This window comes from Acinetobacter lwoffii, from assembly GCF_052078135.1.
Classification (GTDB): domain Bacteria; phylum Pseudomonadota; class Gammaproteobacteria; order Pseudomonadales; family Moraxellaceae; genus Acinetobacter; species Acinetobacter lwoffii_Z.
In genome coordinates this window covers 49562-74544 of sequence record NZ_JBQGUZ010000001.1, presented here as the reverse complement: position 1 = coordinate 74544, position 24983 = coordinate 49562, and the positions used below count along the sequence as shown (strand labels likewise).

Annotated in this window: 20 protein-coding genes; 11 read left to right on the top strand and 9 right to left on the bottom strand. The window is 42.8% G+C overall.

What is annotated here, in order from left to right; all coding sequences use genetic code 11:
- The first annotated feature begins 31 nt into the window (after window positions 1-31).
- From glnE to ACTL4S_RS00300, 6 genes are all read left to right on the top strand, one after another.
- On the top strand, window positions 32-2782 hold the full coding sequence (gene glnE, locus ACTL4S_RS00325; protein WP_441298517.1) for a bifunctional [glutamate--ammonia ligase]-adenylyl-L-tyrosine phosphorylase/[glutamate--ammonia-ligase] adenylyltransferase: 2751 nt from the start codon (window positions 32-34) through the stop codon (window positions 2780-2782).
- Window positions 2783-2806: 24 nt separating this feature from the next.
- A complete protein-coding gene (locus tag ACTL4S_RS00320; protein ID WP_004278329.1) occupies window positions 2807-3733 on the top strand; it encodes a branched-chain amino acid transaminase in 927 nt (308 codons plus the stop codon).
- A 128-nt stretch (window positions 3734-3861) separates the two neighbouring features.
- The gene (locus tag ACTL4S_RS00315; RefSeq protein ID WP_064094758.1) at window positions 3862-4584 is read left to right on the top strand and encodes a hypothetical protein; all 723 of its coding nucleotides are present in this window, start codon (window positions 3862-3864) and stop codon (window positions 4582-4584) included.
- A 2-nt stretch (window positions 4585-4586) separates the two neighbouring features.
- Window positions 4587-6206 carry a glycosyltransferase family 2 protein gene (locus ACTL4S_RS00310; RefSeq protein ID WP_441298516.1) on the top strand — a complete coding sequence of 540 codons (1620 nt, stop codon included), beginning with the start codon at window positions 4587-4589 and terminating at the stop codon, window positions 6204-6206.
- A 23-nt stretch (window positions 6207-6229) separates the two neighbouring features.
- Entirely contained in the window at window positions 6230-7642 is a 1413-nt protein-coding gene (locus tag ACTL4S_RS00305; protein WP_441298515.1) for a mannose-1-phosphate guanylyltransferase/mannose-6-phosphate isomerase, read from the top strand.
- Between the two features lie 3 nt (window positions 7643-7645).
- Window positions 7646-8473 (top strand): glycosyltransferase family 32 protein, encoded by an 828-nt coding sequence (locus tag ACTL4S_RS00300; protein WP_100534596.1) that lies wholly within the window; start codon window positions 7646-7648, stop codon window positions 8471-8473.
- Window positions 8474-8475: 2 nt separating this feature from the next.
- On the opposite strand, the gene ACTL4S_RS00295 is transcribed toward ACTL4S_RS00300, so the two are convergent.
- The 4 genes from ACTL4S_RS00295 to ACTL4S_RS00280 all read right to left on the bottom strand — a co-directional run bounded on the left by ACTL4S_RS00295 (window position 8476) and on the right by ACTL4S_RS00280 (window position 12407).
- Window positions 8476-9342, bottom strand: coding sequence for a lysophospholipid acyltransferase family protein (locus tag ACTL4S_RS00295; protein WP_441298514.1), 867 nt, complete (start codon window positions 9340-9342; stop codon window positions 8476-8478).
- An 18-nt stretch (window positions 9343-9360) separates the two neighbouring features.
- On the bottom strand, window positions 9361-9582 hold the full coding sequence (locus tag ACTL4S_RS00290; protein WP_004278319.1) for a hypothetical protein: 222 nt from the start codon (window positions 9580-9582) through the stop codon (window positions 9361-9363).
- A gap of 114 nt (window positions 9583-9696) precedes the next feature.
- Window positions 9697-11481 carry an aspartate--tRNA ligase gene (aspS, locus tag ACTL4S_RS00285; protein WP_005107847.1) on the bottom strand — a complete coding sequence of 595 codons (1785 nt, stop codon included), beginning with the start codon at window positions 11479-11481 and terminating at the stop codon, window positions 9697-9699.
- A 161-nt stretch (window positions 11482-11642) separates the two neighbouring features.
- Window positions 11643-12407 carry a DUF4184 family protein gene (locus ACTL4S_RS00280; RefSeq protein ID WP_441298513.1) on the bottom strand — a complete coding sequence of 255 codons (765 nt, stop codon included), beginning with the start codon at window positions 12405-12407 and terminating at the stop codon, window positions 11643-11645.
- Window positions 12408-12547: 140 nt separating this feature from the next.
- Between ACTL4S_RS00280 and znuD the strand changes: the two genes are divergently transcribed.
- Both znuD and ACTL4S_RS00270 read left to right on the top strand, forming a co-directional pair.
- Window positions 12548-14659 carry a zinc piracy TonB-dependent receptor ZnuD gene (gene znuD, locus ACTL4S_RS00275; RefSeq protein WP_441298512.1) on the top strand — a complete coding sequence of 704 codons (2112 nt, stop codon included), beginning with the start codon at window positions 12548-12550 and terminating at the stop codon, window positions 14657-14659.
- A gap of 106 nt (window positions 14660-14765) precedes the next feature.
- Window positions 14766-16229 (top strand): phospholipase D-like domain-containing protein, encoded by a 1464-nt coding sequence (locus ACTL4S_RS00270; protein WP_441298511.1) that lies wholly within the window; start codon window positions 14766-14768, stop codon window positions 16227-16229.
- An 84-nt stretch (window positions 16230-16313) separates the two neighbouring features.
- Here ACTL4S_RS00270 and ACTL4S_RS00265 read toward each other — a convergent pair whose 3' ends face one another.
- Window positions 16314-16772, bottom strand: coding sequence for a hypothetical protein (locus ACTL4S_RS00265; RefSeq protein WP_441298510.1), 459 nt, complete (start codon window positions 16770-16772; stop codon window positions 16314-16316).
- 180 nt (window positions 16773-16952) lie between these two features.
- Between ACTL4S_RS00265 and ACTL4S_RS00260 the strand changes: the two genes are divergently transcribed.
- Window positions 16953-17405, top strand: coding sequence for an RcnB family protein (locus tag ACTL4S_RS00260; protein WP_441298509.1), 453 nt, complete (start codon window positions 16953-16955; stop codon window positions 17403-17405).
- Window positions 17406-17602: 197 nt separating this feature from the next.
- Here the strand turns inward: ACTL4S_RS00260 and ACTL4S_RS00255 are convergent, their stop codons facing one another.
- Window positions 17603-18100, bottom strand: coding sequence for a phosphate-starvation-inducible protein PsiE (locus ACTL4S_RS00255; protein WP_004647497.1), 498 nt, complete (start codon window positions 18098-18100; stop codon window positions 17603-17605).
- 174 nt (window positions 18101-18274) lie between these two features.
- Here ACTL4S_RS00255 and ACTL4S_RS00250 point away from each other — a divergent pair, with 174 nt between their 5' ends.
- Window positions 18275-18481 (top strand): hypothetical protein, encoded by a 207-nt coding sequence (locus ACTL4S_RS00250; protein WP_441298508.1) that lies wholly within the window; start codon window positions 18275-18277, stop codon window positions 18479-18481.
- A gap of 62 nt (window positions 18482-18543) precedes the next feature.
- On the opposite strand, the gene ACTL4S_RS00245 is transcribed toward ACTL4S_RS00250, so the two are convergent.
- From ACTL4S_RS00245 to ACTL4S_RS00235, 3 genes are all read right to left on the bottom strand, one after another.
- Complete coding sequence (locus ACTL4S_RS00245; RefSeq protein WP_121980091.1) at window positions 18544-20325, bottom strand: acyl-CoA dehydrogenase C-terminal domain-containing protein; 1782 nt, start codon at window positions 20323-20325, stop codon at window positions 18544-18546.
- 168 nt (window positions 20326-20493) lie between these two features.
- Window positions 20494-22296 (bottom strand): acyl-CoA dehydrogenase C-terminal domain-containing protein, encoded by a 1803-nt coding sequence (locus tag ACTL4S_RS00240; protein ID WP_004278309.1) that lies wholly within the window; start codon window positions 22294-22296, stop codon window positions 20494-20496.
- 301 nt (window positions 22297-22597) lie between these two features.
- Window positions 22598-23191, bottom strand: coding sequence for a hypothetical protein (locus ACTL4S_RS00235; protein ID WP_313565010.1), 594 nt, complete (start codon window positions 23189-23191; stop codon window positions 22598-22600).
- Window positions 23192-23326: 135 nt separating this feature from the next.
- Here ACTL4S_RS00235 and baeS point away from each other — a divergent pair, with 135 nt between their 5' ends.
- Window positions 23327-24979 (top strand): sensor histidine kinase efflux regulator BaeS, encoded by a 1653-nt coding sequence (baeS, locus tag ACTL4S_RS00230; protein ID WP_441298507.1) that lies wholly within the window; start codon window positions 23327-23329, stop codon window positions 24977-24979.
- Window positions 24980-24983 lie beyond the last annotated feature (4 nt).

Here is a 24983-nt window from a genome sequence, read left to right as displayed (position 1 = left end):
AAGCAGAATGTTTCAGGGGAAGAGTTGAGTGATGAATGCGGCACAATTGCAGAAAACCTTAAGAGCCAGCCAATATGCCGAACAGGTATTGGCCAATCACCAGAGTCTACTGGAACAGGATTATGCAATTGACCAGTTTCAAGGCTCACTCAGTCGGGAATATGTTGATCAGCTGGTGCAGCACTGCATCCTAAATATAAGCGATGAAGCAACGTGGATGCGCGCAATGCGTATTTTGCGGGCTCGATTGATGTTTCGTTGGATCTGGCAGGATGCCAATCAACTCACCGATGTCATTACCCTCACCCAAGAACTCTCCGATTTTGCCGATGCCTGCATCTGTGCAGCGAAAAATTTTGCCCGTATTCCGGTCGCTGCCAAGTATGGTCAGCCGATTGGTTATAATGGAAAAGTTCAGGATCTGATTGTCATCGCCATGGGGAAACTCGGCGCCCAAGAACTCAATCTTTCCAGTGATATTGACCTGATTTTTGCCTTCGACGAACAGGGTGAAAGCGATGGGCGTAAATGTATTGATGTGCAGCAGTTTTGCATCCTGTGGGGACAAAAACTGATTCATTTGCTGGATCAGATCACGGCGGATGGTTTTGTATTCCGGGTGGATATGCGCCTGCGTCCCTGGGGCGATGGTTCGGCACTGGCCATTAGCCATGCGGCCTTGGAAAAATATCTGAGCCAGCATGGGCGTGAATGGGAACGTTATGCCTGGATTAAAGCGCGTATTGTCAATCCAAGTCCAGAAGGCGACGAGCTGCTGGAGATGACCCGTCCATTTGTATTTCGCAAGTACGTCGATTATAGCGCTTTTGAAGCCATGCGCGAAATGAAAGCCATGATCGAGCGCGAAGTACAGCGCCGTAATATTGAAGATGATATCAAGCTCGGAGCCGGTGGCATTCGCGAAGTCGAATTTATCGTGCAGGTGTTTCAGCTGATTTATGGCGGGGCCAAACTTGAATTGCAGGATCGGCAGTGTCTGGTGAATCTAAATCATCTGGATGATGCCGAGTTGCTGGATGAACAGGCGGTGCAGGATCTGGAAAATGCCTATTTATTCCTGCGCCGGGTTGAGCACGCGATTCAGGCACTGAATGATCAGCAAACGCAATCACTACCGACAGAGCCAGAGTTAAGGGCGCGTATAACGGACACACTTGGTTTTGCGGATTGGGACAGCTTTATGGCATATCTCAATGAAAAGCGTGACAAAGTGATGTATCAGTTTGATCATTTAATCAAGGAAAATGGTCCTGACACCTTGGTTGAAAGTTTTTCCCAGTTGGAAAAGAAACTCAAAGAAGTTTTGGACGAGAATGCAAAGAATCTTGTCTATGAGTTTTGGAATGGGCATGCCTTAAAAAAATTACCAGCCAAAGCAGTGCAGCGTTTAAAAGCTTTTTGGCCACATTTAATCGAAGCAGTTTTACAGTCAGAGGATCCGCAGACCGCACTGGTACGACTGATGCCCTTGGTGGAATCAGTAATGCGCCGTACGGTATATCTGGTGATGTTAATTGAGAGTAAAGGGGCGTTACAGCGACTGGTGAAGATGGCCACGGTCAGCCCCTGGATTTGTGAAGAACTGACCCATTATCCGGTGCTACTGGATGAATTCCTGTCGATGGATTTTGAATTGCCAAAACGTCAGGATCTGGAAGATTCCTTGCGCCAGCAACTGTTACGGATTGAAATTGACCAGGTCGAAGACCAGATGCGGGTTTTGCGCCTGTTTAAAAAATCTAATGTTCTGGCCGTTGCCGCCAGTGATGTGCTGGCTGAAAGTCCTTTAATGAAAGTTTCCGATGCCTTGACCGATATTGCTGAAGTATCAGTGAATGTAGCGCTGCATCTGGCCTATCAGATTGTGGCAAAAAAGCATGGTTTTCCACTGGATGCAGAAGGGCAGCGCTGTTCAGTCGAGCATACGGCTTTTGCAGTCATTGGTTATGGTAAAGTCGGTGGAATTGAATTGGGTTATGGCTCGGATCTGGATCTGGTGTTTATTCACTATATGGGTGAACAGGCCGATACCGATGGACTTAAGCCGATCAGTGGCTTTGAATTTGCCATGCGGGTTGCACAAAAGTTTATGTCACTGATGACCACGCAAACCTTGGATGGACGTGTATATGAAGTCGATACCCGATTGCGTCCATCGGGCGAAGCTGGGCTTTTGGTGACCAGTTTAAAAGCCTTTGAACAATACCAGTTCAAAAGTGCCTGGCTATGGGAGCATCAGGCACTGGTGCGAGCCCGTCCGATTGCGGGTGAAATGAGCTTGCGAAAAAAGTTCGAAGTCTTACGCCGGGATATTTTGATTCAGCCCCGTGATGAAAATTATGTACGGGCAGAAGTACTGAAAATGCGTCAGAAAATGAAGGAGCATCTCGGTTCTTCCGCCGATCAAAAAAAAGATGGTATTTTTCATTTAAAACAAGATGCAGGTGGTATCGTAGACATCGAATTTATGGCACAGTATGCGGTGTTGGCTTGGAGTGGGACGAATAAAGATCTCGCCCATTTCTCCGACAATGTACGAATTCTTGAGGATGCCGCAAAATCAGGTTGCTTATCCAGCGACGATGCGACTGCTCTGATTCAAGCTTATCTCCGTGAACGCGCCGAGAGCCATCGCTTAGCCCTTGCAAATCAATCCATGCAAGTGTCTGCAAGCGACTGGCACGATACCCGAATGACCGTTTGCAAGTTATGGCAAAGACTGATTGATCCAAGTGCAGACTTTGCACTGGATAGTGAATAATTGTGAGAAATTGGAGTTTGTGGCATGAATTTGGCTGATCGTGATGGTTTCATTTGGCAAGATGGACAACTAGTTGACTGGCGTGAGGCAAAAACTCACGTATTAACACATACTTTGCATTACAGCATGGGTGTGTTTGAAGGCGTCCGAGCTTATGAAACCCCGAATGGAACGGCTATTTTCCGTCTTAAAGAACATACGAAGCGCTTGTTGAATTCTGCAAAAATTTATCAAATGAAAGTTCCATTTGATCAAGCAGCATTAGAACAGGCTCAAATTGATGTTGTTCGTGAAAACAAATTAGCGTCTTGCTATTTACGTCCAATTATTTTTATTGGTTCTGAAAAACTCGGTATCGCTGCAACTGACAATACCATTCATGCCGTAGTTGCGGCATGGAGCTGGGGTGCTTACCTCGGTGAAGAGGCGATGGCGAAGGGAATTCGCGTAAAAACGTCTTCATTTACCCACCATCATCCGAACGTGACCATGTGTAAGGCCAAAGCATCAGGTAACTACACCTTGTCGATTCTTGCGCATCAGGAAGTGGCGCATTCAGGTTATGATGAAGCAATGCTGCTCGACCCACAAGGCTATGTATGCCAAGGTTCAGGCGAAAACGTATTCCTGGTGCGTGATGGCGTGATTCATACGCCTGATATCGCAGGTGGTGCGCTGGATGGTATTACCCGTCAAACGATTATTACGATTGCTAAAGACTTGGGTTATGACGTAATTGAACGCCGTATTACCCGTGATGAGTTCTACATCGCAGATGAAGCATTCTTTACCGGCACTGCTGCAGAAGTAACACCAATCCGTGAATACGATGACCGTCAGATTGGTGAAGGTGTACGTGGTCCAATCACCACACAAATCCAGAAAGCTTATTTTGATGCAGTTCAGGGTAAAGATCCTAAATATGCACACTGGTTAACGTATGTGAAGTAATTAAGAATTTACTGATTGAAAAAACCTCTCATTTGAGAGGTTTTTTTTAACTGATGTACTTATTTTAGCGAACTTATGTCATCATATTCAGCATCAAGAAGATTTTAAGATGAGCTTAGGCATACGCAATGAGTAACATCGTTATTTGTATGAAATGGGGAACCAAATACGGTTCGGAATACGTCAATCGTTTATACAATATGGTTAAACGACATACGACAGTCGACTTTAAGATGGTCTGTCTGACGGATCGTACTGAAGGCATTGATCCTGCAGTACAATGTTTCCCTATTCCACCTTTGGCATTGCCTGAAGGTGCGCCTGAGCGTGGCTGGAACAAGCTATCTACTTTTGAACCTGATCTTTATGGTTTAGAAGGCAATGCACTTTTCCTCGATCTTGATGTAGTGATTGTCGATAATATCGATGAGTTCTTTACTTATCCAGGTGATTTCCTGATTATCCATGACTGGAAACGGCCGTGGCGTATTACTGGTAACAGTTCGGTTTACCGATTTAAGTTGGGTGCTTTCCCGGGGCTTTTGCCTTATTTCCGTGAACATTTTGATGAAATTCGTCAAAAATTTCGTAATGAACAGGCTTATCTGTCCTGGTATGTAGATCGAGAGAAGAAACTGAGCTACTGGCCAGAGAGCTGGTGTAAAAGTTACAAATATCACTGCCTGCAAAAAATTCCGATGGCTTATTTTAAGCCGCCTGTGAAACCTGAAGGTGCTAAAATTATTGTATTCCATGGTGAAATTAATCCGCCAGATGCAGTGAATGGTGGTGGTGGGAAATGGTACCGTTATGTGTTGCCATCGCAGTGGATTAAGGATGCTTGGCAGTAATCATGGATAAACTGAACACATTAGAACGGCCGTATCGTTTATCTGTGGTAATGATGGTTAAGAATGAAGCTAAAAATCTTGCGATTACTTTACCAGCGTTGAAAGGATGGATTGATGAGCTTATTGTTTTAGACTCGGATAGTACAGACCAGAGTCAACAATTGGTGGAAGAAGCAGGTGGTCAATGGTATGTAAATACAGAATGGCCAGGCTTTGGTAAACAACGTCAACTTGCTCAAAGTTATGCGACAGGTGATTGGATTCTCGCCTTAGATGCAGATGAAGAAATTACTGAAGAACTCAAGACAAGCATTCTTCAGGTGATTCAGGCTAAACCTGAAAATACAGTCTATGGAATTAAGCGAATCGACTGTATTTTTGGACATGAAATTGACAATCAATATTGGGCCGTTAAAGCACATTGGCGCCTGTACCCAAAGACGTTTCAGTATAATGACAATTTAGTACATGAATCTGTCCTGATTGATGGTGCTCAAAAAGAAACGTTAAAAGGTTTTATGCTGCACCATACAGCAGATACACCTGAGTTTTGGTTAAGTAAGCGTTTGCAATATGCACATGCCTGGGCAATAGATCGTTATCAGCGTGGTAGAACCGTCTCGATACCGTCGGTTATCTTACATGCTTGGTGGGCATTCTTTAAGCAATATGTGGTAGATGGCCGATTTTTAAAAGGTACGTATGGCTTTATTTATTCATTATTGTTTACCCAATATACCTTTAATAAATATGCCATTTTGTATGATTTACATCATAACGAAGCTGAAAAAACATTTTTAGAGTACAAAGCTCATAATGCTGAGCTCAAACCTATTGTATTTAAAAATAAACAAGCCAGTCTATCGCTTGTGATCATTTTAAAAAATGAATCTCGTCATTTGGCAGATTGTTTAGATACGGTTCATGACCTTGTTGATGAGATTGTTATTCTTGACTCTGGAAGTACCGATAATAGCAAAGAAATTGCAGACCGTTACGGTGCAAAATGGTTTGTAAATACCGACTGGCAAGGCTTTGGTAAGCAACGCCAACTTGCTCAAACCTATGCAACAAAAGATTATGTTTTGGTCATGGATCCAGATGAGCGTCTAGAGCAGCCTTTACGTGAGTCAATTGCGCAAATTCTAGAACAGCCATTACAAACAGATAAGGTTTTCGGTTTAGCCCGAGTGAATTTATTCTGTGGTATCGAAGTGCAAAAACGTTTCTTCTATACAGATAAATTGGCACGCTTATATTCAAGAGTGCATTATCAGTATTCGGCATTAGAAGTACATGAATCTTTGGCTCAAAAGAATGCACCAATGCAGAAGCTAGAGGGTTTTTTGCCACACTTAACCAATGATGACCTGCATCATTTCTTGCTTAAAAATGTCCGTTATAGCCATGATTGGGCAAAAGATAAATTCAAACACGACAAAAGTGTTTCATTAATCGCATTATTATCCCGTTCGATATTTTCTTTTATTCGTGAATATATCATTCGTGGTGACTTTGCTGGTGGAGCTTATGGTCTGTTCTTAGCATTGGCATCAATGGGTTATACATTTGATAAATATTTGATGCTTTGGCAGATGAATAAACAAAATAAAGATCTTTAAAATTCAGCAAAATGGTGCTTTAAATGTCAAAAAAAATTAGACCAGTGATTCTTGCGGGTGGAAGTGGAACTCGTCTTTGGCCATTATCTAGAAAACAAAGTCCTAAGCAATTTTTAAAACTTGGCTCAACGAATTACACATTATTGCAGAATACGGTATTGCGTTTAAAAAATTTAGAATGTGATCAGCCAATTCTAATATGTAATGAAGAGCATCGTTTTATCGCTGCAGAGCAAATGCGTGAAATAGGGATCGATGCAACAATAATTTTGGAACCAGAAGGTAAAAATACAGCGCCAGCAATTGCCTTAGCTGCATTATTATTAGAGAAAACTGAGCCAAATCAAATACTGTTGATTTTAGCTGCTGATCATTTGATAAAAGATACTGCAGTATTTGAAAATGCAATTTTAGATGCGGTGTCTTTAGCAGAAAAGAATAAATTGGTGACTTTTGGAATTGTTCCTTTGCAGCCTGAAACAGGGTATGGATATATTGAAAAAGGTACACAATTTGAGTGTGGTTTTAAAATACAGCAATTTGTAGAAAAGCCGAATAGAGAGACAGCTGAGTTGTACTTAGAATCCAAAAAATACTTGTGGAATAGTGGGATGTTCGTTTTTAAAGCGAACCATTATTTGAATGAGTTGGAGCAGTATGGCACTGATATATTAGATAACTGCCGACTATCAATGATTAAAACTGAATATGATAAAGATTTTATTAGAATAGATCACGATCAATTTAAAAATTGCAGGTCAGAATCAATTGATTATGCTGTGATGGAGAAAACAAGTAATGCTGTTGTAGTTGAGCTTGATGCAGGGTGGAGTGATATTGGTTCATGGTCTGCCTTATGGGAGGTTTCAGAGCAAGATCATCAAGGTAACGTTTATCAAGGTGATGTTATTTCAAATAAATCTAGTGAGAATTATTGCTACAGTGAAAAACGCTTGGTTTCTTTGCTTGGTGTAAATAATATGGTCATTATTGATACGCAGGATGCAATATTAATTGCTGCAAAGGACCAAGTTCAAGAAATTAAAGCGATTGTTGATGATTTAAAATCACAAGATCGAGGTGAAATATCATCGCATCGTGAAGTTTATCGTCCATGGGGTAAATATGATTGTATTGATCAATCTGAACGCTATCAGGTCAAACGTATTACTGTAAAGCCGGGTCAAAAGCTTTCTACGCAGATGCATCATCACCGTGCTGAACATTGGATTGTTGTTAGTGGTACAGCAAAAGTATCTAAGGGTGCAGAGACATTTTTATTAACTGAAAATCAGTCAGTGTATATCCCTGTGGGTGAAGTTCATGCACTCGAAAACCCAGGTAAATTACCTTTAGAATTAATTGAAGTTCAATCAGGTAGTTACCTTGGGGAGGATGATATTATTAGATTTGATGATATTTATGGAAGAGTATAAATAATGGCTATACCTAAAATTATTCATCAAACTTATAGAACTGAAAAGTTACCAACAGAAATTGCTGAAATTGTAGGTCAATTAAAAACTAGAAATACAGATTGGGAATATCGATTCTATACAGATGATGATATTTATAAATATATTCAATCTAATTTTGATGAGCGTACATTACAAGCCTATTTGAAAATTAATCCTGTTTATGGTGCTGCTAAGGCAGATTTATTTAGATACTTAGTTTTATATAAAGAAGGTGGAGTGTACTTGGATATTAAAAGTACATGTGTTTATCCTCTAAATGAAGTTATTAAACCTAATGAACATTTTATTATTACACAATGGCAGAATGAAGAAGGGGAAGTAAATGAAGGGGCTGGATTGTTTGAAGAGTTAACACATAAATTAGGTATTAAAAATGGTGAGTATCAGCAATGGTTTATTATTTCTGAGGCTAATTCTCCTTTCTTGAAGGAAGTGGTAAATACAGTAGTAAATAATATCTTGAGTTATCGACCATGGCATTATAAATTACATAGCTATGGGAAAAGAGGTGTGCTATTTGTAACTGGGCCTGTGGCATATACTAAAGCTATTCATAGTGTTATGGATAAATATCCTCATAGATTTGAACGTTATGATAGAGACCTAGGTTTTGTTTATAATGCTTTAGTTGATCAATCTCATACTAAGGTGCTTTCTAACCATTATGCTAGTTATAAAGGGCCTATTGTTAGGAAAAATAATATATCGAATTTAATATTTAATGCTTATATATTAGGTGTACGTTTGGTTAAAAATACTTTAAAAACTTTTGGTTTGTGGAGAAATTGACGTTATATTTTATAATAATTTTTATTACCAATAATCTTCCTAAACCTTTTATATCCCCACAAATACTGTTCTGGAGCGACATTAATCATACGCTCCATTTCTTTATTTAAGGTATCGACCGACAGTTGTAAATCTTTAGATACAATATCATTTGATAATTTAGTCACGTAAATATCGTAGCCAGACAAATCCTCTCGTCTTAAACAACTAAGCCCAACTACAGAACATTGTGTTTTAGCTGCCAGTTTGGAAAGTAAGGTAGAAGATAGCGCATTCTGATTGTAGAAAAGTGAGTAGATACCACCACTTTCTTTAGGCACATGATCCGGTAAAATTGCAGAAAAACCTCCCTGTTTTAAATGCTTAAATAAAGCACGTACACCAGAATCATCTGTAGGGACCAGTGTGGCATTCAGACGTTGCCGAGCTTCAAGCATAAAGCGGTCAACATCCTGATTCTTGCTGGGCTTATACATAATCACAGGGGAGGTGTGTTGATTCACCCATACATTCAATAGCTCCCAAGTACCAAAATGAGGCACCACAGCCAAGCAGCCCTGAGGATTTTGCAAAGCCTGAAGGAAAATATCTTCGCCATGCATATCCTGAATTAAAGACAGCGCGTATTCAGAAGATGATCCCCAAATCTTGACTGATTCCGCATAAGTCATGCACTGACTTTTGAGACTGCGTTTGGTCAAATCAGCTCGTTCAGATTCGGAAAGTTCAGGATAAGCAGAGGCCAGATTAATCTCAGTCACTCGGCGTGCAGAAGAATGGCTGAAATACAAAAGAGATCCAGCCAGTTGTGCAAGATTTTGAATGAATCTTAGTGGAAGCTTGGAGAAATTTTTGAGTAGGGTGTACATGGTATCTAGATGGTCAGATTATAGGTCTTTGTCCGGATTGCCCTTCAGCACCATATAAATCAAACCCACAAAAATCAGCAGGGCACCTAAAATACTGCTCAGGCAAAAATACACAATACGGTCATTGGTATCGAGGTTGAACAGGTTGTTGGCAAGGATATAGCGCATGAACAGCCATTGAACCACTGAAAATACAATAAGCATAATGCTGCGATTACGAACTGCAGGACGCATAGCCATTGCTAATTACCTTAGATTAAAAACTGTGGCTATTATGCCACTGTTCCAGATGCGACTCAATCACACAAAAAAGCCCCACACGAGGCAGGGCTTTTTCACTTAAAACGTCAAGAATTATTCTTGAGATTCAGCTTTTGGTTTTTCACGTAAGCGAATACCAAGGTCACGCAGCTGGTTTGATTCAACTGGTGCTGGTGCTTGCGTTAATGGACATTCAGCAGTCTTGGTTTTCGGGAATGCAATCACGTCACGAATAGAAGAACCGCCAGTCATGAGCATCACAAGACGGTCAAGACCAAATGCCAAACCACCATGCGGAGGAGCACCATAACGTAATGCATTTAATAAGAAGCTGAATTTCTCTTCTGCTTCTTCTTCACCAATACCAAGCGCTTCAAAGATCGCTTTTTGCATTTCAAGGTTGTGAATACGCAGTGAACCACCACCGATTTCAGTACCGTTCAATACCATATCGTAAGCCACAGACAGAGCAGCGCCTGGGTTGTTCTTCACTTCTTCTACGCTAGATTTTGGCAGCGTGAATGGGTGATGCACAGAGGTCCATTTACCATCATCAGTTTCTTCGAACATTGGGAAATCAACCACCCAAAGTGGCGCCCACTCGCAAGTTGCAAGTTTCATGTCATGACCGATCTTCACACGAAGCGCGCCCATGGCATCGTTTACAACTTTCGCTTTGTCTGCACCGAAGAATACGATGTCGCCATTTTCAGCGCCAACACGTTTCAATAGATCAAGCACGATTGGCTCGATGAATTTCACGATTGGAGATTGAAGACCTTCGATACCTTTTTCAAGTTCGTTGACTTTGATGTAAGCCAAACCGCGTGCACCGTAGATGCCTACAAACTTCGTATATTCATCAATCGCGCTACGTGGAAGTGAACCAGCACCCGGTACGCGAAGCGCAACGATACGACCTTTAGGATCTTTAGCAGGGCCTGCGAATACTTTGAACTCAACGTCTTGCATCAAGTCTGCAACGTCAACCAATTTCAAAGGAATACGCATATCCGGTTTATCAGATGCATAGTCACGCATTGCATCGTTGTAGGTCATGCGTGGGAATTTATCAAACTCAACATTTAGAAGTTCTTTGAACATCTTAACGGTTAGAGTTTCCATTAAATCCATGATGTCATCGTCACTCATGAACGATGTTTCAACGTCGATTTGGGTGAATTCTGGCTGACGATCCGCACGTAAGTCTTCGTCACGGAAACATTTAGCAATTTGGTAGTAACGATCAATACCGCCCACCATCAACAACTGTTTGAATAGCTGTGGAGATTGTGGCAGTGCGTAGAAACTACCGTTAGATACACGGCTTGGCACTAAATAGTCACGCGCACCTTCAGGAGTCGCACGTGTCAAAATTGGTGTTTCAACGTCTAGGAAGCCATTGTCTTCGAAGTAGTTACGAATCAGGTTGGTTAACTTAGAACGGAAGCGTAAACGATCTAGCATTTCTGGACGACGGATGTCCAGGAAACGGTATTTCAAACGAATTTCTTCAGAAATATTGGTGTTTTCGTCATTCAAAGGGAATGGCGGAGTTTCAGACTGAGCAAGAACTTCAATTTCTTTACCCAAGACTTCGATTTGACCGCTCACCATATTGGCATTTTCTGTGCCTTCATAACGGCGACGTACACGGCCTGTAATTTTTAATACAAATTCTGAACGTACTTTATCAGCAGTTGCGAATGCTTCAGGAGTATCTGGGTCAATAACCACTTGAACAAGACCATCACGGTCACGCATGTCAAGGAAGATTACACCACCGTGGTCACGGCGACGGTGTACCCAACCGCATAATGTTACGGTTTGGTCAATTTGAGCTTCGGTTAAAGAACCGCAGTAATGAGTTCGCATCATAGCGTTAGAAATCCAACTATATGGGTTAAGGTCAGCGAATACGTAAACAGCGTACCGCTTTGAGTAAAGGTAGGATTATGCCTCTTTGGGCATGTTGTCACAAGAACTTGGGTCAAAACAATATCATTTTAAAGTGAATAGGGGCAAAGCCAGTGCTTTGTTTAACCCATCCTGCGATCTCTATCTAAAAATAAAAACAATAAACAGCCCAGACTAAAGGTGATCAGAAAGCCTTGGCTAAATTCATTAATAGAGCGACCAGTAAAATAATAGAGGTCTGATTGCCAGACTTCAGTAGAAATATAGCGCGCATAATCCCAGACAGAAAATAGGCCGGTGAATATAGAAAAGAGCAATAAGCCCCAGGCAAACGATTTGATTTTTAGGCTGACTGTAAGATATTGCTGATGAGTTTTATAATAATGCAGGCTCATCCACAGGATAAGAGGCAAGACAATCACTGAGGTGCCAATCTGTAAAATCCGATGCAGCGGATAGCTTTGTCCAAACAACTGAAAATGTTGGGCTAAGACTTCATGGAAGGCAAAAGTTCGAAAATCGACATGGGTTATTCCATCCCAGATTAAATGGGTAGCTGTACCAATGATGACTGCCAGACACATCACCAGGATGAATTTTAGTGCTGAAAGGATATTGTGAATCTTTAAATCATGCTGAATACCGATGAAACGGTAAATCACGGGCCGGTAAATCAGGTACCAGACGGCACAAAAAGCCAAACCAATCCAGAGATCTGGATGAATCAGAGAAGACCATAAATGGGTGATATTCGAATTAGTATGAGTAAACAAGCGATGCAGATCGGGAACCATGCTTCCAATTGCCAGCGCAGCAACAGGAAGTCTATTTCCAGTCAAATATGAAATAGGTGGAGCAAGCACAGCATGCGATAAGGTAAAGGGCATAAAGACAATGTTTTAATGTAATCAAAAGTATTCAAAGGACATTCTAATAAAATATAGCACTGAGTATCGTAAAGGATTGCAAAAATAATGAAATGTTATATTATAACATTCATCCAAAATACTGAATTTGAGCTTCGGTCATGTCCTCCCCTAAGAATCTAATAACATTGTCAATTTTTGCTGTAGTTGCGCCTACAGTATTTGCAGAGCAATCCCCATCTTCTATCCCTGTTCAGACCATGGACACGATTCAGGTGCAAGCTCATCCATTGGTGCAGACTGCGGCGGATTTCGCGGTTGCAGATCAGGTCGTGGATCAGAAAGCGCTATCTGAACGTGCTACCACCATTGGGGATGCCTTGGCAGATGAGCTGGGTGTTTATTCTAATCAATATGGTTCAGGTTCAAGCCGTCCTGTGATTCGTGGTCAAGATGGTCCACGTCTGAAAGTGTTGCAGCATGCTTCTGAAACAGCGGATGTATCCACTTTGTCTCCTGACCATGCTGTCACCGTTGATCCGATTCTGGCGAAACAGGTCGAAGTGATTCGCGGTCCATCGACCTTGCTTTATGGTGCCGGTACAGTTGGTGGGTTGGTGAATGTCACTGATCAAAAAATCCCAACTCAAATGCCTGAAGATGGTTTGGAAGGTACAGTCGGCCTGCGTTATAACAGCGGCAGTTATGAAAAACTGGCAAGTGCTGGTGTAACAGCGGGTATTGGTGAAAACTTTGCTTTGCGTGTAGAAGGCTCAAAGCGTAACGCCAATGATTATATTGCACCTGATTATTTTCATGAGCATGATGACGAATTAGAAAAAGAACGTCGTGTGGGCAATACTTTTGCTGAAGGGCAAACGGTCAATATTGGCGGATCATGGATTCATGATCGTGGTTTTGTTGGTTTGTCTTATAGTAACCGTCAGGATCAGTATGGTTTGCCAGGTCATAGTCATGAATATCATGGCTGTGAAATTCATGGCGATCATTTTCACTGTCCAAAACCGGGTGAAGATGAGCACGATCATGAAGAAACCGCGGGTCCTTGGGTAGATTTAAAGTCTGAGCGTTATGATGTCCGTACCGAACTGGAACAACCTTTTGCCGGTTTTGAGAAATTACGTGCCCATGCCAGCTTCACTGATTATGAACATGATGAGCTAGAAGAAAATGAAGTCATCAGTAACTTTAAAAGCAAAGGTTATGACGGTCGTTTAGAGTTGGTGCACGTGCCAGTTGCAGGCTGGGAAGGGGTGATTGGAACCCAGATTTCACAGCAAAAAATTAATCTTGCCGCATCAGAGCATGACCATCATGAAGATGGCGATGAGGACGATGAAGAACATCATGTTCATGGTTCAGGTGTGGTAATGCCGGACACAAGAACTCAAAAATACAGCTTATTTGCTTTGGAACATAAACAACTTGGCGATGTGCATGTTGAACTTGGTGCGCGTGTCGATCATCAAAAAGTGAAAGTAGATTCGGATCAGAAAGATTATTCGGGGACTGGTGTCTCTGCATCCGCTGCTGCCAACTGGGAATTTGCACCGGACTACAAACTTTCTGTAGTGGGATCACATCAGCAGCGTTTGCCTTTAGCTCAAGAACTCTATGCTGATGGCTTGCATTTTGCGACCAATACCTATGAACTAGGTAATCCTGATCTCGATAAAGAAACTTCAAATAATCTCGAGTTAGGTCTGCATTATGAAGGGGATAAACTGGATTACCATGTGCATGTCTATCACAACTGGTTTGATGATTATATCTATGGCGAAACGGTAGCGCAAAAAGGTAATTTACGTGGCGTGCAATATACCCAGGACAAAGCCAGATTCTATGGTACAGAAGCACAAGCCGGGTATCAGATCAATGATATGTATAAGCTCAGCGTCTTTGGGGACTATGTACGTGGCAAGATTGAAGGCGAAAATGCACCACGTGTACCTGCAGGTCGCTTAGGCACCAAAGTAGAAGCAGACTTTGCCGATGGCTGGTCAGGTTTGGCTGAGTATTATCATGTCTTTAATCAGGACAAAATCGCCAGCTATGAAGATGAAACCCAAGGCTACAATATGGTGAATGTTGGCCTGAGTTATGCCAATAGCATTGCAGATAACAATGCTTATCGAGTTTATTTCAAGGCCAATAACCTGCTCGATGATCAGGTGTATTCACATACTTCCTTCCTGTCGAATATTCCGCAGGTGGGTCGCAACTTTACTGTCGGCGTGCAGTATGATTTCTAACAGGTCTACTGAAATAATCGACCAAATCATCTAGATCTCACTGAAATCTACTTGAAAAATCATAAGATAAAACCTAGCCTGAGTATATTGGGTTAGGTTTTTTCTTATGCGTATCTTTCAACGAATTCACAATAAATTGAACTGGTCGAATCGCCGTTATGCGACTTTGATCATTAGTATGCTGGCTGTGGGTTATTTGGCTTCGGCAATCTACCACACGTATAAGCCTTTGCCGGAAGGTCTGAATTACACGGGCAAACTGCGTCATGCCGAAGTCAAGTTTCTGGCCGATCAGACTTATCTGGATGCCGAAGGAAAACAGCATTTAGATCATCACATTTTTAATGAAATGCTGAAAATGATTGAAGAGGCCAAATCGCTGATTGTGCTGGATATGTTTTTATTTAATCAGCAAACCGGTGCATCTACGCAGCAGCATCAGGCATTGAGTCAACAACTGAGCGATGCTTTAATCAGTAAACGTCTGCTGCAGCCTGAGGTAGAAATCAAATTTATTACCGATCCGATCAATTCGGTCTATGGTGGAATTAGATCCGAGCAGTATCGGGAATTACGTCAGCACGGTATTGATGTGATCGAAACCAATCTGACGCCGTTGCGGGCTTCCAATCCAAGCTGGTCCGGCTTCTGGTATATCTGTTGCCAAGGCATTGGCAATAATCCGGAAACAGGCTGGTTGCCGAATCCATTTGGAACAGAAAAAATTACCCTGCGCAGTTATTTTGATTTGTTTAACTTTAAAGCCAATCATCGCAAAACTATGGTGGTGGATACCGATCAAGGCTGGAAAGCACTGGTCACATCCATGAATCCGCATGATGGCAGTTCACGGCATTCCAATATTGGTTTATTGGTCTGGGGGAGCACAGCTGTGGATATTTTGAAAACAGAACTGTCTGTGGGCATGATGTCACAAGCGAATATGCCAGCCATTGTCGCTGGGGATTTTCAGGCAGACAGTAGCCAGCCACAAGCTCAGGTGCTGACTGAAAAAGCCATTTATGATGCGATTCTGAATCTGATTCAGACCGCGAAAGCCAGTGAACAGATTGATCTGGCAATGTTTTATCTGTCTGAGCGCAAAATTATTAAAAGTCTGATCGCGGCCCATGAACGCGGTGTCAAAGTCCGGATTTTACTTGACCCAAATAAAGATGCCTTTGGCCGTGAAAAGAATGGAATTCCAAACCGGCAGGTGGCTTCAGAATTGCACGAGGCAGGTATAGATGTGCGCTGGTGTCGTACTCAAGGCGAGCAATGCCATAGCAAAATACTGATAAAGCGCAGCGCTCAGCAAGCTGAAATGATTTTAGGCTCGGCCAATTTTACAGTGCGCAATTTGAAAAACTATAATCTGGAAACCAATATGCGCGTGGTGGGTCAGCCTCAGGCTGAAGTCTTCCGGGATGCCCAGCAATATTTTGAGGGTGCATGGTCAAATCTAAATGGCCGTTCGATGAGCGTAGATTACACTCAATATGCAGAAAACTCGTTCTTTAAATATTGGCTGTATCGTTTTATGGAATGGAGCGGCTGGTCGACGTTTTAATTTTAAATCCCTCCTGACCTCCCTTTTTAAAAAGGGAGGAAAGTCCCTCTTTGAAAAAGAGGGAGTTAGGGAGATTTTTTATTATCAGCTTTTTGATTCTGGATTCGGCGGAACCAGCTGATCCAGCTCTTTATCCGTTAATTCATCCAGCTCAGAAATATCGGTTTTAATTTTCCATTGCGCTTCATCATCAACCGGATTTGGTAAACGCGCTTCTAACCAGTCACAAACTACATCGGGTGGGAAATCTGCGTGATTACACTGGATCACCCAAGACAGGAAATCTTTGGCTACACCATTCATATATGGCGGTGGCGAAACTGGAAGGAGCTGAGTTGGGAGACGTTCATTTTTAGAAATATAATTCAGGACATGACCTAATTCTTGCACAGTTTGCCAAGCCAGCGGATGATCGACATTGATCTGAAACTTAAACCACCATGCCTGTTTGCCATCTGAACCATAGCTATCAATCCGTTCTTTCTGAACACTCGGCACTTTAGAAAAATATTCATGTAAACGATCGAAATTTAAATCAGACACAGTATTCAACTCGAAACATTAAAAAAAGTAATTTTAGCATAAAGCAGTAGCTTGCCGACGTGCCTGTCAGATTGAAAATAGGCGAGCGCATTACAAAAAATTGCAGCTCCAGCGAGCTTATCCATATTTTCTGCATCTATTTTGTTTAAAATATAAGCAGATTATTCGGAGGAAGCTCAAATGAGAATCGTACTATCGAGTGCAATATTGGCTGCATTGCTATTAGGAGCTTCTGCACAAAGTATGGCTGGCAATGCTTGGGTGGGTTATGGTGGTGTAGATCGATCCACACCGAATTATCGCAGCGCTCCACGATCTTATGATCCTCCACGGCAGCATTATCCGCAACGTCCGCTGCCACCAAGACCACATTACCCGCAACGACCACCATATTGGGGCTATCCACCTGCACAGAGTAAAAGTGGATTAAACATTCAGTATCAGGCACCGACCACTATTTATCAAAATTCGAATAGTTATAGCTGGGTCAATGGTGATCCGAATGTTGCCCGGATTGAAAGTTCGAGATATACGGTAATTACCGATTGGCAGCGTTTAGGGTTACCAGCACCACCGCGTGGCAGCTACTGGATTTATGAAAACGGACGCTATGTGCTGGTGCCGAATCGTTAAACTGCTCTAAACTCTGAACGGATAATTCAGTTATAAACGTCAATAACTCAAAAAGACCAAAATAGTTCCCTCTCCTGTGAGGAGATGAGTAGCACTGCTACGCAAGGGAGAGATTGCTTGAGATAAATCTCCCAAAACCCTAAACGAGGCTTAAGTATTACTTTAAGCTGAAGTGAAAAAAAAGAGGGCTTAAAAGACTATGCCAATTCATCATCTTCTGGGCGCGGTGTTTTGCCGAGTGGCAGTGGCTTTTCACTATGTTTGTCACGAATCACGGATGGATAGGTCCATGAGGCATAGCGCACTACTAATATCGCAAAGGCCAAAATCAGAATCGAACCAGTAATAATCACCAGATCCATACTGGCTTTATGCGTGTGTTGAATATCTGCAATCAGCAAACGGGTCAGTGCAGTAATCGCAATATAAATCAGGAAACGTACTGGCATATGGTTGGTTTTAAAATAGATGCCGACCATGGCACCCAGTTCCAGATAAATAAACAGTAAAAGAATATCATCAATGGTGGCGAACTGTTTGACAGTCAGAATATCGATGACGGTATGGCCCGCAGACCAGATCACCATACAGCCAATAATAAACAGCGCAATATAATGAAAGCTTTCTACAGCAAGATTACCAAGACGGTCGAGGAGGGCTTCAAATTTTTCAATTTTCGGACGTGATTTAGACATATTATCCTCCTGATTTTTCATGTGAAATAAAGATATTTACAGAATAACGTGCAAAGATCATGCACAGAATGATTGAATGAAAAATAAAGATTAAATTATTTGAACTTTTGCGCTTTTTTTAGACTAAATTGCTATATTGTATGGGTGGTAACATTGAATAAATAGGAGAAAAAAGTGTTAGATAAAATTCAAACAAAAATTAGCCAATTAGAAGCCGGAAAAAAATTAATCCTCGGCGTAGGCATTAAGGCTGAAGATATGCAAAAGGTGGTGGAACTCTGCGAGTCTTTAGAGTCAGAGGGGAATATCAAAATTGTGAATAAACATCTGAATCCGAAGAGCAATAATCAGCCGGATAACTTACTGATTCAAAAAGTTTAATTGTTGCATTTTCATAAAAAAACGCCTGCTGATGCAGGCGTTTTTTATTGCAGATTTTCAGCTTAAGCTTGAGTCGTGAAATAATCTTCAGAGAAGTTCATGATGACGTCAGAACCTGATTTCACTTTAGTAATGCGTAATGCCAGTTCAGGCAGAATGCGTTGTACAAAATAACGTGCCAGAGCGAGTTTATTTTGATAGAACTCACCGTCTTTATTTTTCGCTGCATTGGTAATGCGCGCGAACATATAAGAGAAGCTCAACAGACCTACAGCGTGCAGATAGTCAACTGCGGTTGCATTCGGGAAGTCATGGCTTTCTCGTGCTGCTTCCAGAATGTACTGAGTCACCGATTCAACTTCAGTTGCTGCATCCAGTGTGGCATCTTTAATAAAGTTTAGATCCGCATCCAGACTATTGGCAAAGTCACGGATTTCAGAGATATATTCAGAGATATATTCGCCGCCACATTTAATGGTTTTGCGGCCGATCAAGTCTTGTGACTGTACACCGTTGGTGCCTTCATAGATCTGGGAAATACGTAGGTCACGGATACATTGCTCCAAGCCCCATTCACGGATATAGCCATGACCACCGAAGACCATTTGTGCATCTAGGGTCGCCTGGAATGCGGTATCCGTTAAATACGCTTTCGCGATTGGTGTTAATAGCGCAACGCGGTCATTGGCTTTTTTCACCGCTTCAGGATCAGTAGAGAATTTGGTGATATCCAGTTGCTGACCTACATAAACTGCAAAGGCACGCGAAGCTTCGTTATTGGCACGTACATTCAGCAGCATACGGCGTACATCACCATGCACCAGAATGCTATCCGCAGGTTTGCTTGGTGACTGAACGCCAGCCGCACTACGACCCTGTAAACGGTCTGTGGCATATTGCGCAGCGTTTTGATAAGCGAATTCAGAAGCACCTAGGCCTTGAATACCCATCGACAGACGTTCGTAGTTCATCATCACGAACATCGCAGCGAGACCTTCGTTTTCTTTACCAACGAGGTAACCTTTGGCACCGTCAAAGTTCATGACACAAGTCGCAGATGCCTTGATCCCCATCTTGTGTTCGATTGAACCTGGGCCGACCGGATTACGCTCGCCGATAGAACCATCTTCATTGACCAAGAATTTCGGTACGATGAACAGAGAAATACCACGAGAGCCAGCAGGGGCATCTGGGGTTTTCGCTAGAACGAGGTGAATAATATTTTCCGCCAGGTCATGATCACCACCCGTGATGAAAATCTTGGTGCCGCTGATGCTATAAGTGCCGTCTTCGTTACGTTCAGCTTTGGTTTTGATAATACCCAAATCAGTACCGGCATGTGGTTCGGTTAAGCACATGGTGCCTGACCACTCACCCGAATAAATTTTAGGTAAATAGGTTTCTTTTTGTGCTTGTGAAGCATAGCTGTTCAGCGCCATGCCCGCACCAACAGAAAGCAATGGATACAGCATGAAAGACGGGTTGGTGGCAAACAGCATTTCATCAGAAAGTACCGTTAGCATTTTCGGCATTTCCTGGCCGCCCCATTCCATATCTGCGCCCAGACCAATCCAGCCACCTTCTGCATATTGTTTGAACGCTTCTTTAAAGCCAGCAGGTGTGGTCACATTACCATTTTCAATTTTTGCGCCTTCTTCATCGCCGGTACGGTTCAGAGGAAGCATGACGTTTTGAGAAAATTTTGCCATTTCTTCAAGAATCGCTTCTGCTGTCGCAGCATCCAGATGCGCTAGATTTTCATTGGCCTGCCAGAATTGTTCTGCATTGAAGACATCGTTCAGGATGAATTTCATATCGGCAAGTGGCGCGTTATAAATTGGCATGGTGTGTCACCTGTTTATTGTTTGATTAAATGAGTTTTAATCAGTCTAAAACACTCAAAATCTGAATGTTAGACGACTAAAGGTTAATTCTGTAACTCTTTATAAAGAAAAAGGACTGCCTGTTGATTGACCGTCCTTTTTCTGAAATGTAGCTAGTCTGAGACTAACTTAGAATGCAAAGTGTTCCGCATCCAGGTTCATCAATGGCTCTACACCTGTCGCAATCACTTCAACGTGTGAACGAACGCGTGGCAGGATTTTCTTGAAGTAGAAGCGTGCTGTCGTCACTTTGGCATTGTAGAAATCAACCTCAGTGGTGCCCGCAGCCAGTTGCTCCTGAGCAACCAATGCCATACGTGCCCATAGGTAAGCTAGAGTGACATAACCAGAGAAGTAGAGGTAATCGACTGCAGCCGCACCCACTTCTTCAGGGTTTTGCATCGCGCGCATACCAATCTGCATGGTCAGATCGCCCCATTCTTTGTTCAAGGCAGCCAATGGTTCAACGAATTCTTTCATTGCAGCATTGTCTTTGTGCGCTTCAGCAAATTTATGGATGATCTTGGTGAAGTCTTTCAACATTGCACCTTGCGTACCCAATACTTTACGGCCTAACAAGTCTAGTGCCTGAATTTCAGTGGTACCTTCGTACAGGCAAGCAATACGTGTATCACGTACGATCTGCTCCATACCGTGCTCAGAAATAAAGCCATGACCACCGAATACCTGAACACCGTGTTTCGCAGCTTCAGAACCGGTTTCAGTCAGGAATGCTTTTGCGATTGGTGTTAGCAATGACAGGATGTTGTCTGCAAATTTACGGTCTGCTTCTTCTGCAGCATGTTCAACCACGTCAGCATATTGTGCTAATAGGTAAACCAGTGCACGACCACCTTCTGCATATGCTTTTTGAGTTAAAAGCATGTTACGTACCGCAGGATGCACAATGATTGGATCTGCTTCTTTTTCAGGTGCTTTAGGACCAGAAAGAGAGCGCATTGCCAGACGATCTTTTGCGTATGCAAGCGCGCCTTGGAATGAACCTTCAGATGCTGCAAGACCTTGAACTGCTGTACCGATACGTGCTGTGTTCATGAACGTGAACATGCAGTTCAAGCCGCGGTTTTCAGGTCCAATCAGGAAGCCTTTAGCATTGTCAAAGTTGATGACACAAGTCGCGTTACCATGGATACCCATCTTGTGTTCGATCGAACCACAACGTACGCCGTTACGCTCGCCAATAGAACCGTCAGCATTCAGGTTGAATTTTGGCACGATGAATAATGAGATACCTTTGGTACCTTTCGGTGCACCTGGCAGACGAGCAAGTACGATATGGATAATGTTCTCTGCCATGTCGTGTTCACCAGCAGAGATAAAGATCTTCTCGCCAGAGATTGCGTAGCTACCGTCCGCTTGTGGTTCAGCTTTAGTACGGATAATACCCAAGTCAGAACCCGCATGAGATTCAGTTAAGCACATGGTACCCGTCCATTCACCTGAAACCAGTTTAGGCAGGTAAGCGTCTTTTTGTTCAGCTGAACCATGATGTTCTAAAGTACGAACCGCACCGTGAGACAGGCCAGGGTACATGCCCCATGCCCAGTTCGCAGTACCCACCATTTCAGAAATCGCGATACCTAAAGAGTTCGGTAAGCCTTGACCGCCGTATTGTTCTTCAGCAGAAAGAGAAGGGAAGCCAAGCTCGATGTATTTTTGGTACGCTTCTTTAAAGCCAGTCGGAGTCGTAACAACGCCGTCATTCCAGGTACAGCCTTCACGGTCACCGGTCTGGTTGATCGGAGACAATTCGTTTTCACAGAAGTCGGCCGCAGCTTCTAAGTACTGATCTACCAGCTCACGGCTTACGTTTTCTTGGAATGCAGGGAGATTTGCATAGTGTTGTTCAGCATTTAATAATTCATGCAACACAAATTGCATATCACGTAAAGGCGCTTTGTATTGTGGCATATCGGTTTCCTCAATACTGGTTGAACCAGCGTTATAATCTTAGATGAACTAAAACCTGTCTTCACTGACACGGTTTGGAATGATCTAATCGTGCAACAACTTCCCCTGCGGTACAAGCTTTTCGGGGTGTTTTCTTGGTGACTGTAAAGTCAAAGATTAATCTGCATGACGCATTAAAGGTCTTGAGTATAAAGACTTTAGCCATATTCTGCAGGAAACGAATAGTCAACTGTATGCATGAAAGAGCACGCAATAAAAAAGCACCCGAAGGTGCTAGTCGTGAAGCCTTGATTCCTATGCATTAATAGGTAGAGGCTGTGGGCTGGAAACGGACATGACATTTGCCATTGATAGTTTGTTCGCTCATCTTGATCTGTGCAGCAGTCCCGTCTTTTTTGCCTTGACAGGCTTGCAGCATGGCTCGTTGATGTGCCTGATGTTGAGCGAGGCGCTGATCAAACTGTTTAGTCAATTCTGCACGTTTGGCATCCGTCAAGACTTCACCGTGCATCATGCCTCTACGCATATCAGCACGCATTGGACGATGCTCAGCTTTCATGTCGCGATGGCTTTTCATCTCTTTACGATCTGCTTTAAAGACCATCTTGCAGGTGCCGTCTATGGTCTTGTCACCAGTCTTGATTTGAACAGCCGAGCCCACAGCTTTATTGTCGCAGGCCTGTTGAAGCTGTTTGGCAAACTGCATGCGTTCTGCACGCTTTGCCTTAAACTGTTCACGCTGTTCGGGAGTTAGATGCTGTTTTTTGCCTTCATGATGTTTCATCATATGGGGGTGATCATTGTTTGGGACATTACTGGTGGATTGACAGGCAGTCAACGCACCCATTGATAAAACACTTGCACTGATTAAAGCTATTTTTGTCATGGTTTGCATTGTATTTATCCCCGTCAAGAAGCTGATTCTATGTCAGATAAAGATTAAACAATAAAGATGAAGAAACAATGAAGAGTTTTTTGCTGCGGTGTTCGCTACAATAATGAATATAGAAGAAAAATTGAGATTTCTATTTTGAACATTCGCCGCATTCCCATTGCATTACGTCTATTTTTGACCGTGCTGTTGACCACGCTGGTCATTACCACGGTAAGTCTGGGTGTATTGCATCTGAATATGCAGCGTAATTTCGCCCGTTATGTCGCTGATGTCGAAATGCAGAAGCTGGATTATGTGATTGAAAATCTGGCAGATGTCTATGCAGTCTATCAGGACTGGGGCAACGCGATTCAGGCACAGATTCTCCAGATGGAAGGTGAAGCCGCACCAGATGATTATGACCGATTATCACGCTGGTGGTTACGCCGCCAGTATGATATTGCCTTGCAGCAGCGTTATTTTCAGGAACAGACCTTGGCTCAAGTGGCACCGAGTATGGTGGATCCAGAGCTGCCACAACGTCAGGTCAATGAAGAAGAATTACGTTTACTAGCATCTAATTTGCCTTCCCAGTTTCAGCCTTTTGAAGGCTTGAAATTCCCGCTCAGTTCTAATCAAAATCTGTTTAGAACTGATCGCAAAAATGGTGAGCAGCCAGCCCAGCAACCGACTGGTAAAAAACAGTTTATTCAGATGCCGGACCGTCTTGGCCTCAGTTCACGTCTTTCTCTGTATGATGCCAAGCGTCGTTTCGTAGTGGGTGAGGCTTCAGATGAACAGATTTCTTATCGCCCGATTATGGTGAATAATCAGATTGTCGGCTATTTGGGCTTAAAACCGGTTCTGGATCAGGATGATGCCTTAAGTATCAATTTCTTTAGTAACCAGAAGCGTTATTTATTTCTGGTTTATGCACTCAGTATTTTGGCGAGTCTGATTGCGTCCCTGTTATTGGCGACTTATTTCAAAAAGCCGATTCAACGGCTGCTCAATGGCACACGTGCCTTGACCCAAGGAAATTATCAATATCAGGTTAAAGTGAACCGGAATGATGAATTAGGTGATTTATCCAATGAATTAAATGCATTGGCGGTGATTCTGGATCAGCATGAAACCTCACGCCGTCAGTGGGTGGCAGATACTTCGCATGAGTTAAAAACCCCATTGGCAGTGTTGCAAGCACAGATTGAAGCGATGCAGGATGGGATTCGTAAACCAACACCTGAACATTTTTCTTCCATGCTGGCTCAGGTGAACAGCCTGAAAAAACTGACCCAAGATCTGGCCGCGCTGGCACAGGTCGATGCCCAGCAATTACAATTCTATTTTTCGACGGTGAATCCGTGGGAGGTGGTGCAGCAGGAACTCATCAACTTCCAGCCGAATTTTGAGCAGGCTGAATTGACGGTCAATGCAGACGGTGAGGGGACTGAGTTAAATCTGGATCTGGATCGTTTTAAACAGATTGTGGCGAACTTGCTGAGTAACAGTATTCGCTATACTGAAGCAGGCGGGCAAGTGCATATTCATACGACACAAGATGATAAAGAATGGACCTTATATATCGATGATAGTCCGTTTGGTCTGACTGATGAACAACTGGCGCGTATTGGTGAGCGTTTCTACCGTGTCGATGATTCTCGTACCCGGGCGACTGGCGGAACCGGACTGGGTTTGGCATTATCATGTAAAATTACGCAGGCGCTGGGCGGCAGCTTAAGCTTTGCACATTCACCACTGGGTGGTTTACGATGCAAGCTGAGCTTTCCTAAACAAATGAAACCATGAAGGG

Coding starts and splice junctions, on each gene's coding strand:
- ACTL4S_RS00290 (WP_004278319.1), bottom strand. CDS start 9,582: ATGGCTATGCGTCCTGCAGTTCGTAATCGCAGCATTATGCTTATTGTA.
- znuD (WP_441298512.1), top strand. CDS start 12,548: ATGTCCTCCCCTAAGAATCTAATAACATTGTCAATTTTTGCTGTAGTT.
- aspS (WP_005107847.1), bottom strand. CDS start 11,481: ATGATGCGAACTCATTACTGCGGTTCTTTAACCGAAGCTCAAATTGAC.
- ACTL4S_RS00320 (WP_004278329.1), top strand. CDS start 2,807: ATGAATTTGGCTGATCGTGATGGTTTCATTTGGCAAGATGGACAACTA.
- ACTL4S_RS00315 (WP_064094758.1), top strand. CDS start 3,862: ATGAGTAACATCGTTATTTGTATGAAATGGGGAACCAAATACGGTTCG.
- ACTL4S_RS00300 (WP_100534596.1), top strand. CDS start 7,646: ATGGCTATACCTAAAATTATTCATCAAACTTATAGAACTGAAAAGTTA.
- ACTL4S_RS00280 (WP_441298513.1), bottom strand. CDS start 12,407: ATGCCCTTTACCTTATCGCATGCTGTGCTTGCTCCACCTATTTCATAT.
- ACTL4S_RS00245 (WP_121980091.1), bottom strand. CDS start 20,325: ATGCCAATTTATAACGCGCCACTTGCCGATATGAAATTCATCCTGAAC.
- ACTL4S_RS00270 (WP_441298511.1), top strand. CDS start 14,766: ATGCGTATCTTTCAACGAATTCACAATAAATTGAACTGGTCGAATCGC.
- ACTL4S_RS00240 (WP_004278309.1), bottom strand. CDS start 22,296: ATGCCACAATACAAAGCGCCTTTACGTGATATGCAATTTGTGTTGCAT.
- glnE (WP_441298517.1), top strand. CDS start 32: ATGAATGCGGCACAATTGCAGAAAACCTTAAGAGCCAGCCAATATGCC.
- ACTL4S_RS00235 (WP_313565010.1), bottom strand. CDS start 23,191: ATGCAAACCATGACAAAAATAGCTTTAATCAGTGCAAGTGTTTTATCA.
- ACTL4S_RS00295 (WP_441298514.1), bottom strand. CDS start 9,342: ATGTACACCCTACTCAAAAATTTCTCCAAGCTTCCACTAAGATTCATT.
- ACTL4S_RS00305 (WP_441298515.1), top strand. CDS start 6,230: ATGTCAAAAAAAATTAGACCAGTGATTCTTGCGGGTGGAAGTGGAACT.
- ACTL4S_RS00255 (WP_004647497.1), bottom strand. CDS start 18,100: ATGTCTAAATCACGTCCGAAAATTGAAAAATTTGAAGCCCTCCTCGAC.
- ACTL4S_RS00310 (WP_441298516.1), top strand. CDS start 4,587: ATGGATAAACTGAACACATTAGAACGGCCGTATCGTTTATCTGTGGTA.
- ACTL4S_RS00260 (WP_441298509.1), top strand. CDS start 16,953: ATGAGAATCGTACTATCGAGTGCAATATTGGCTGCATTGCTATTAGGA.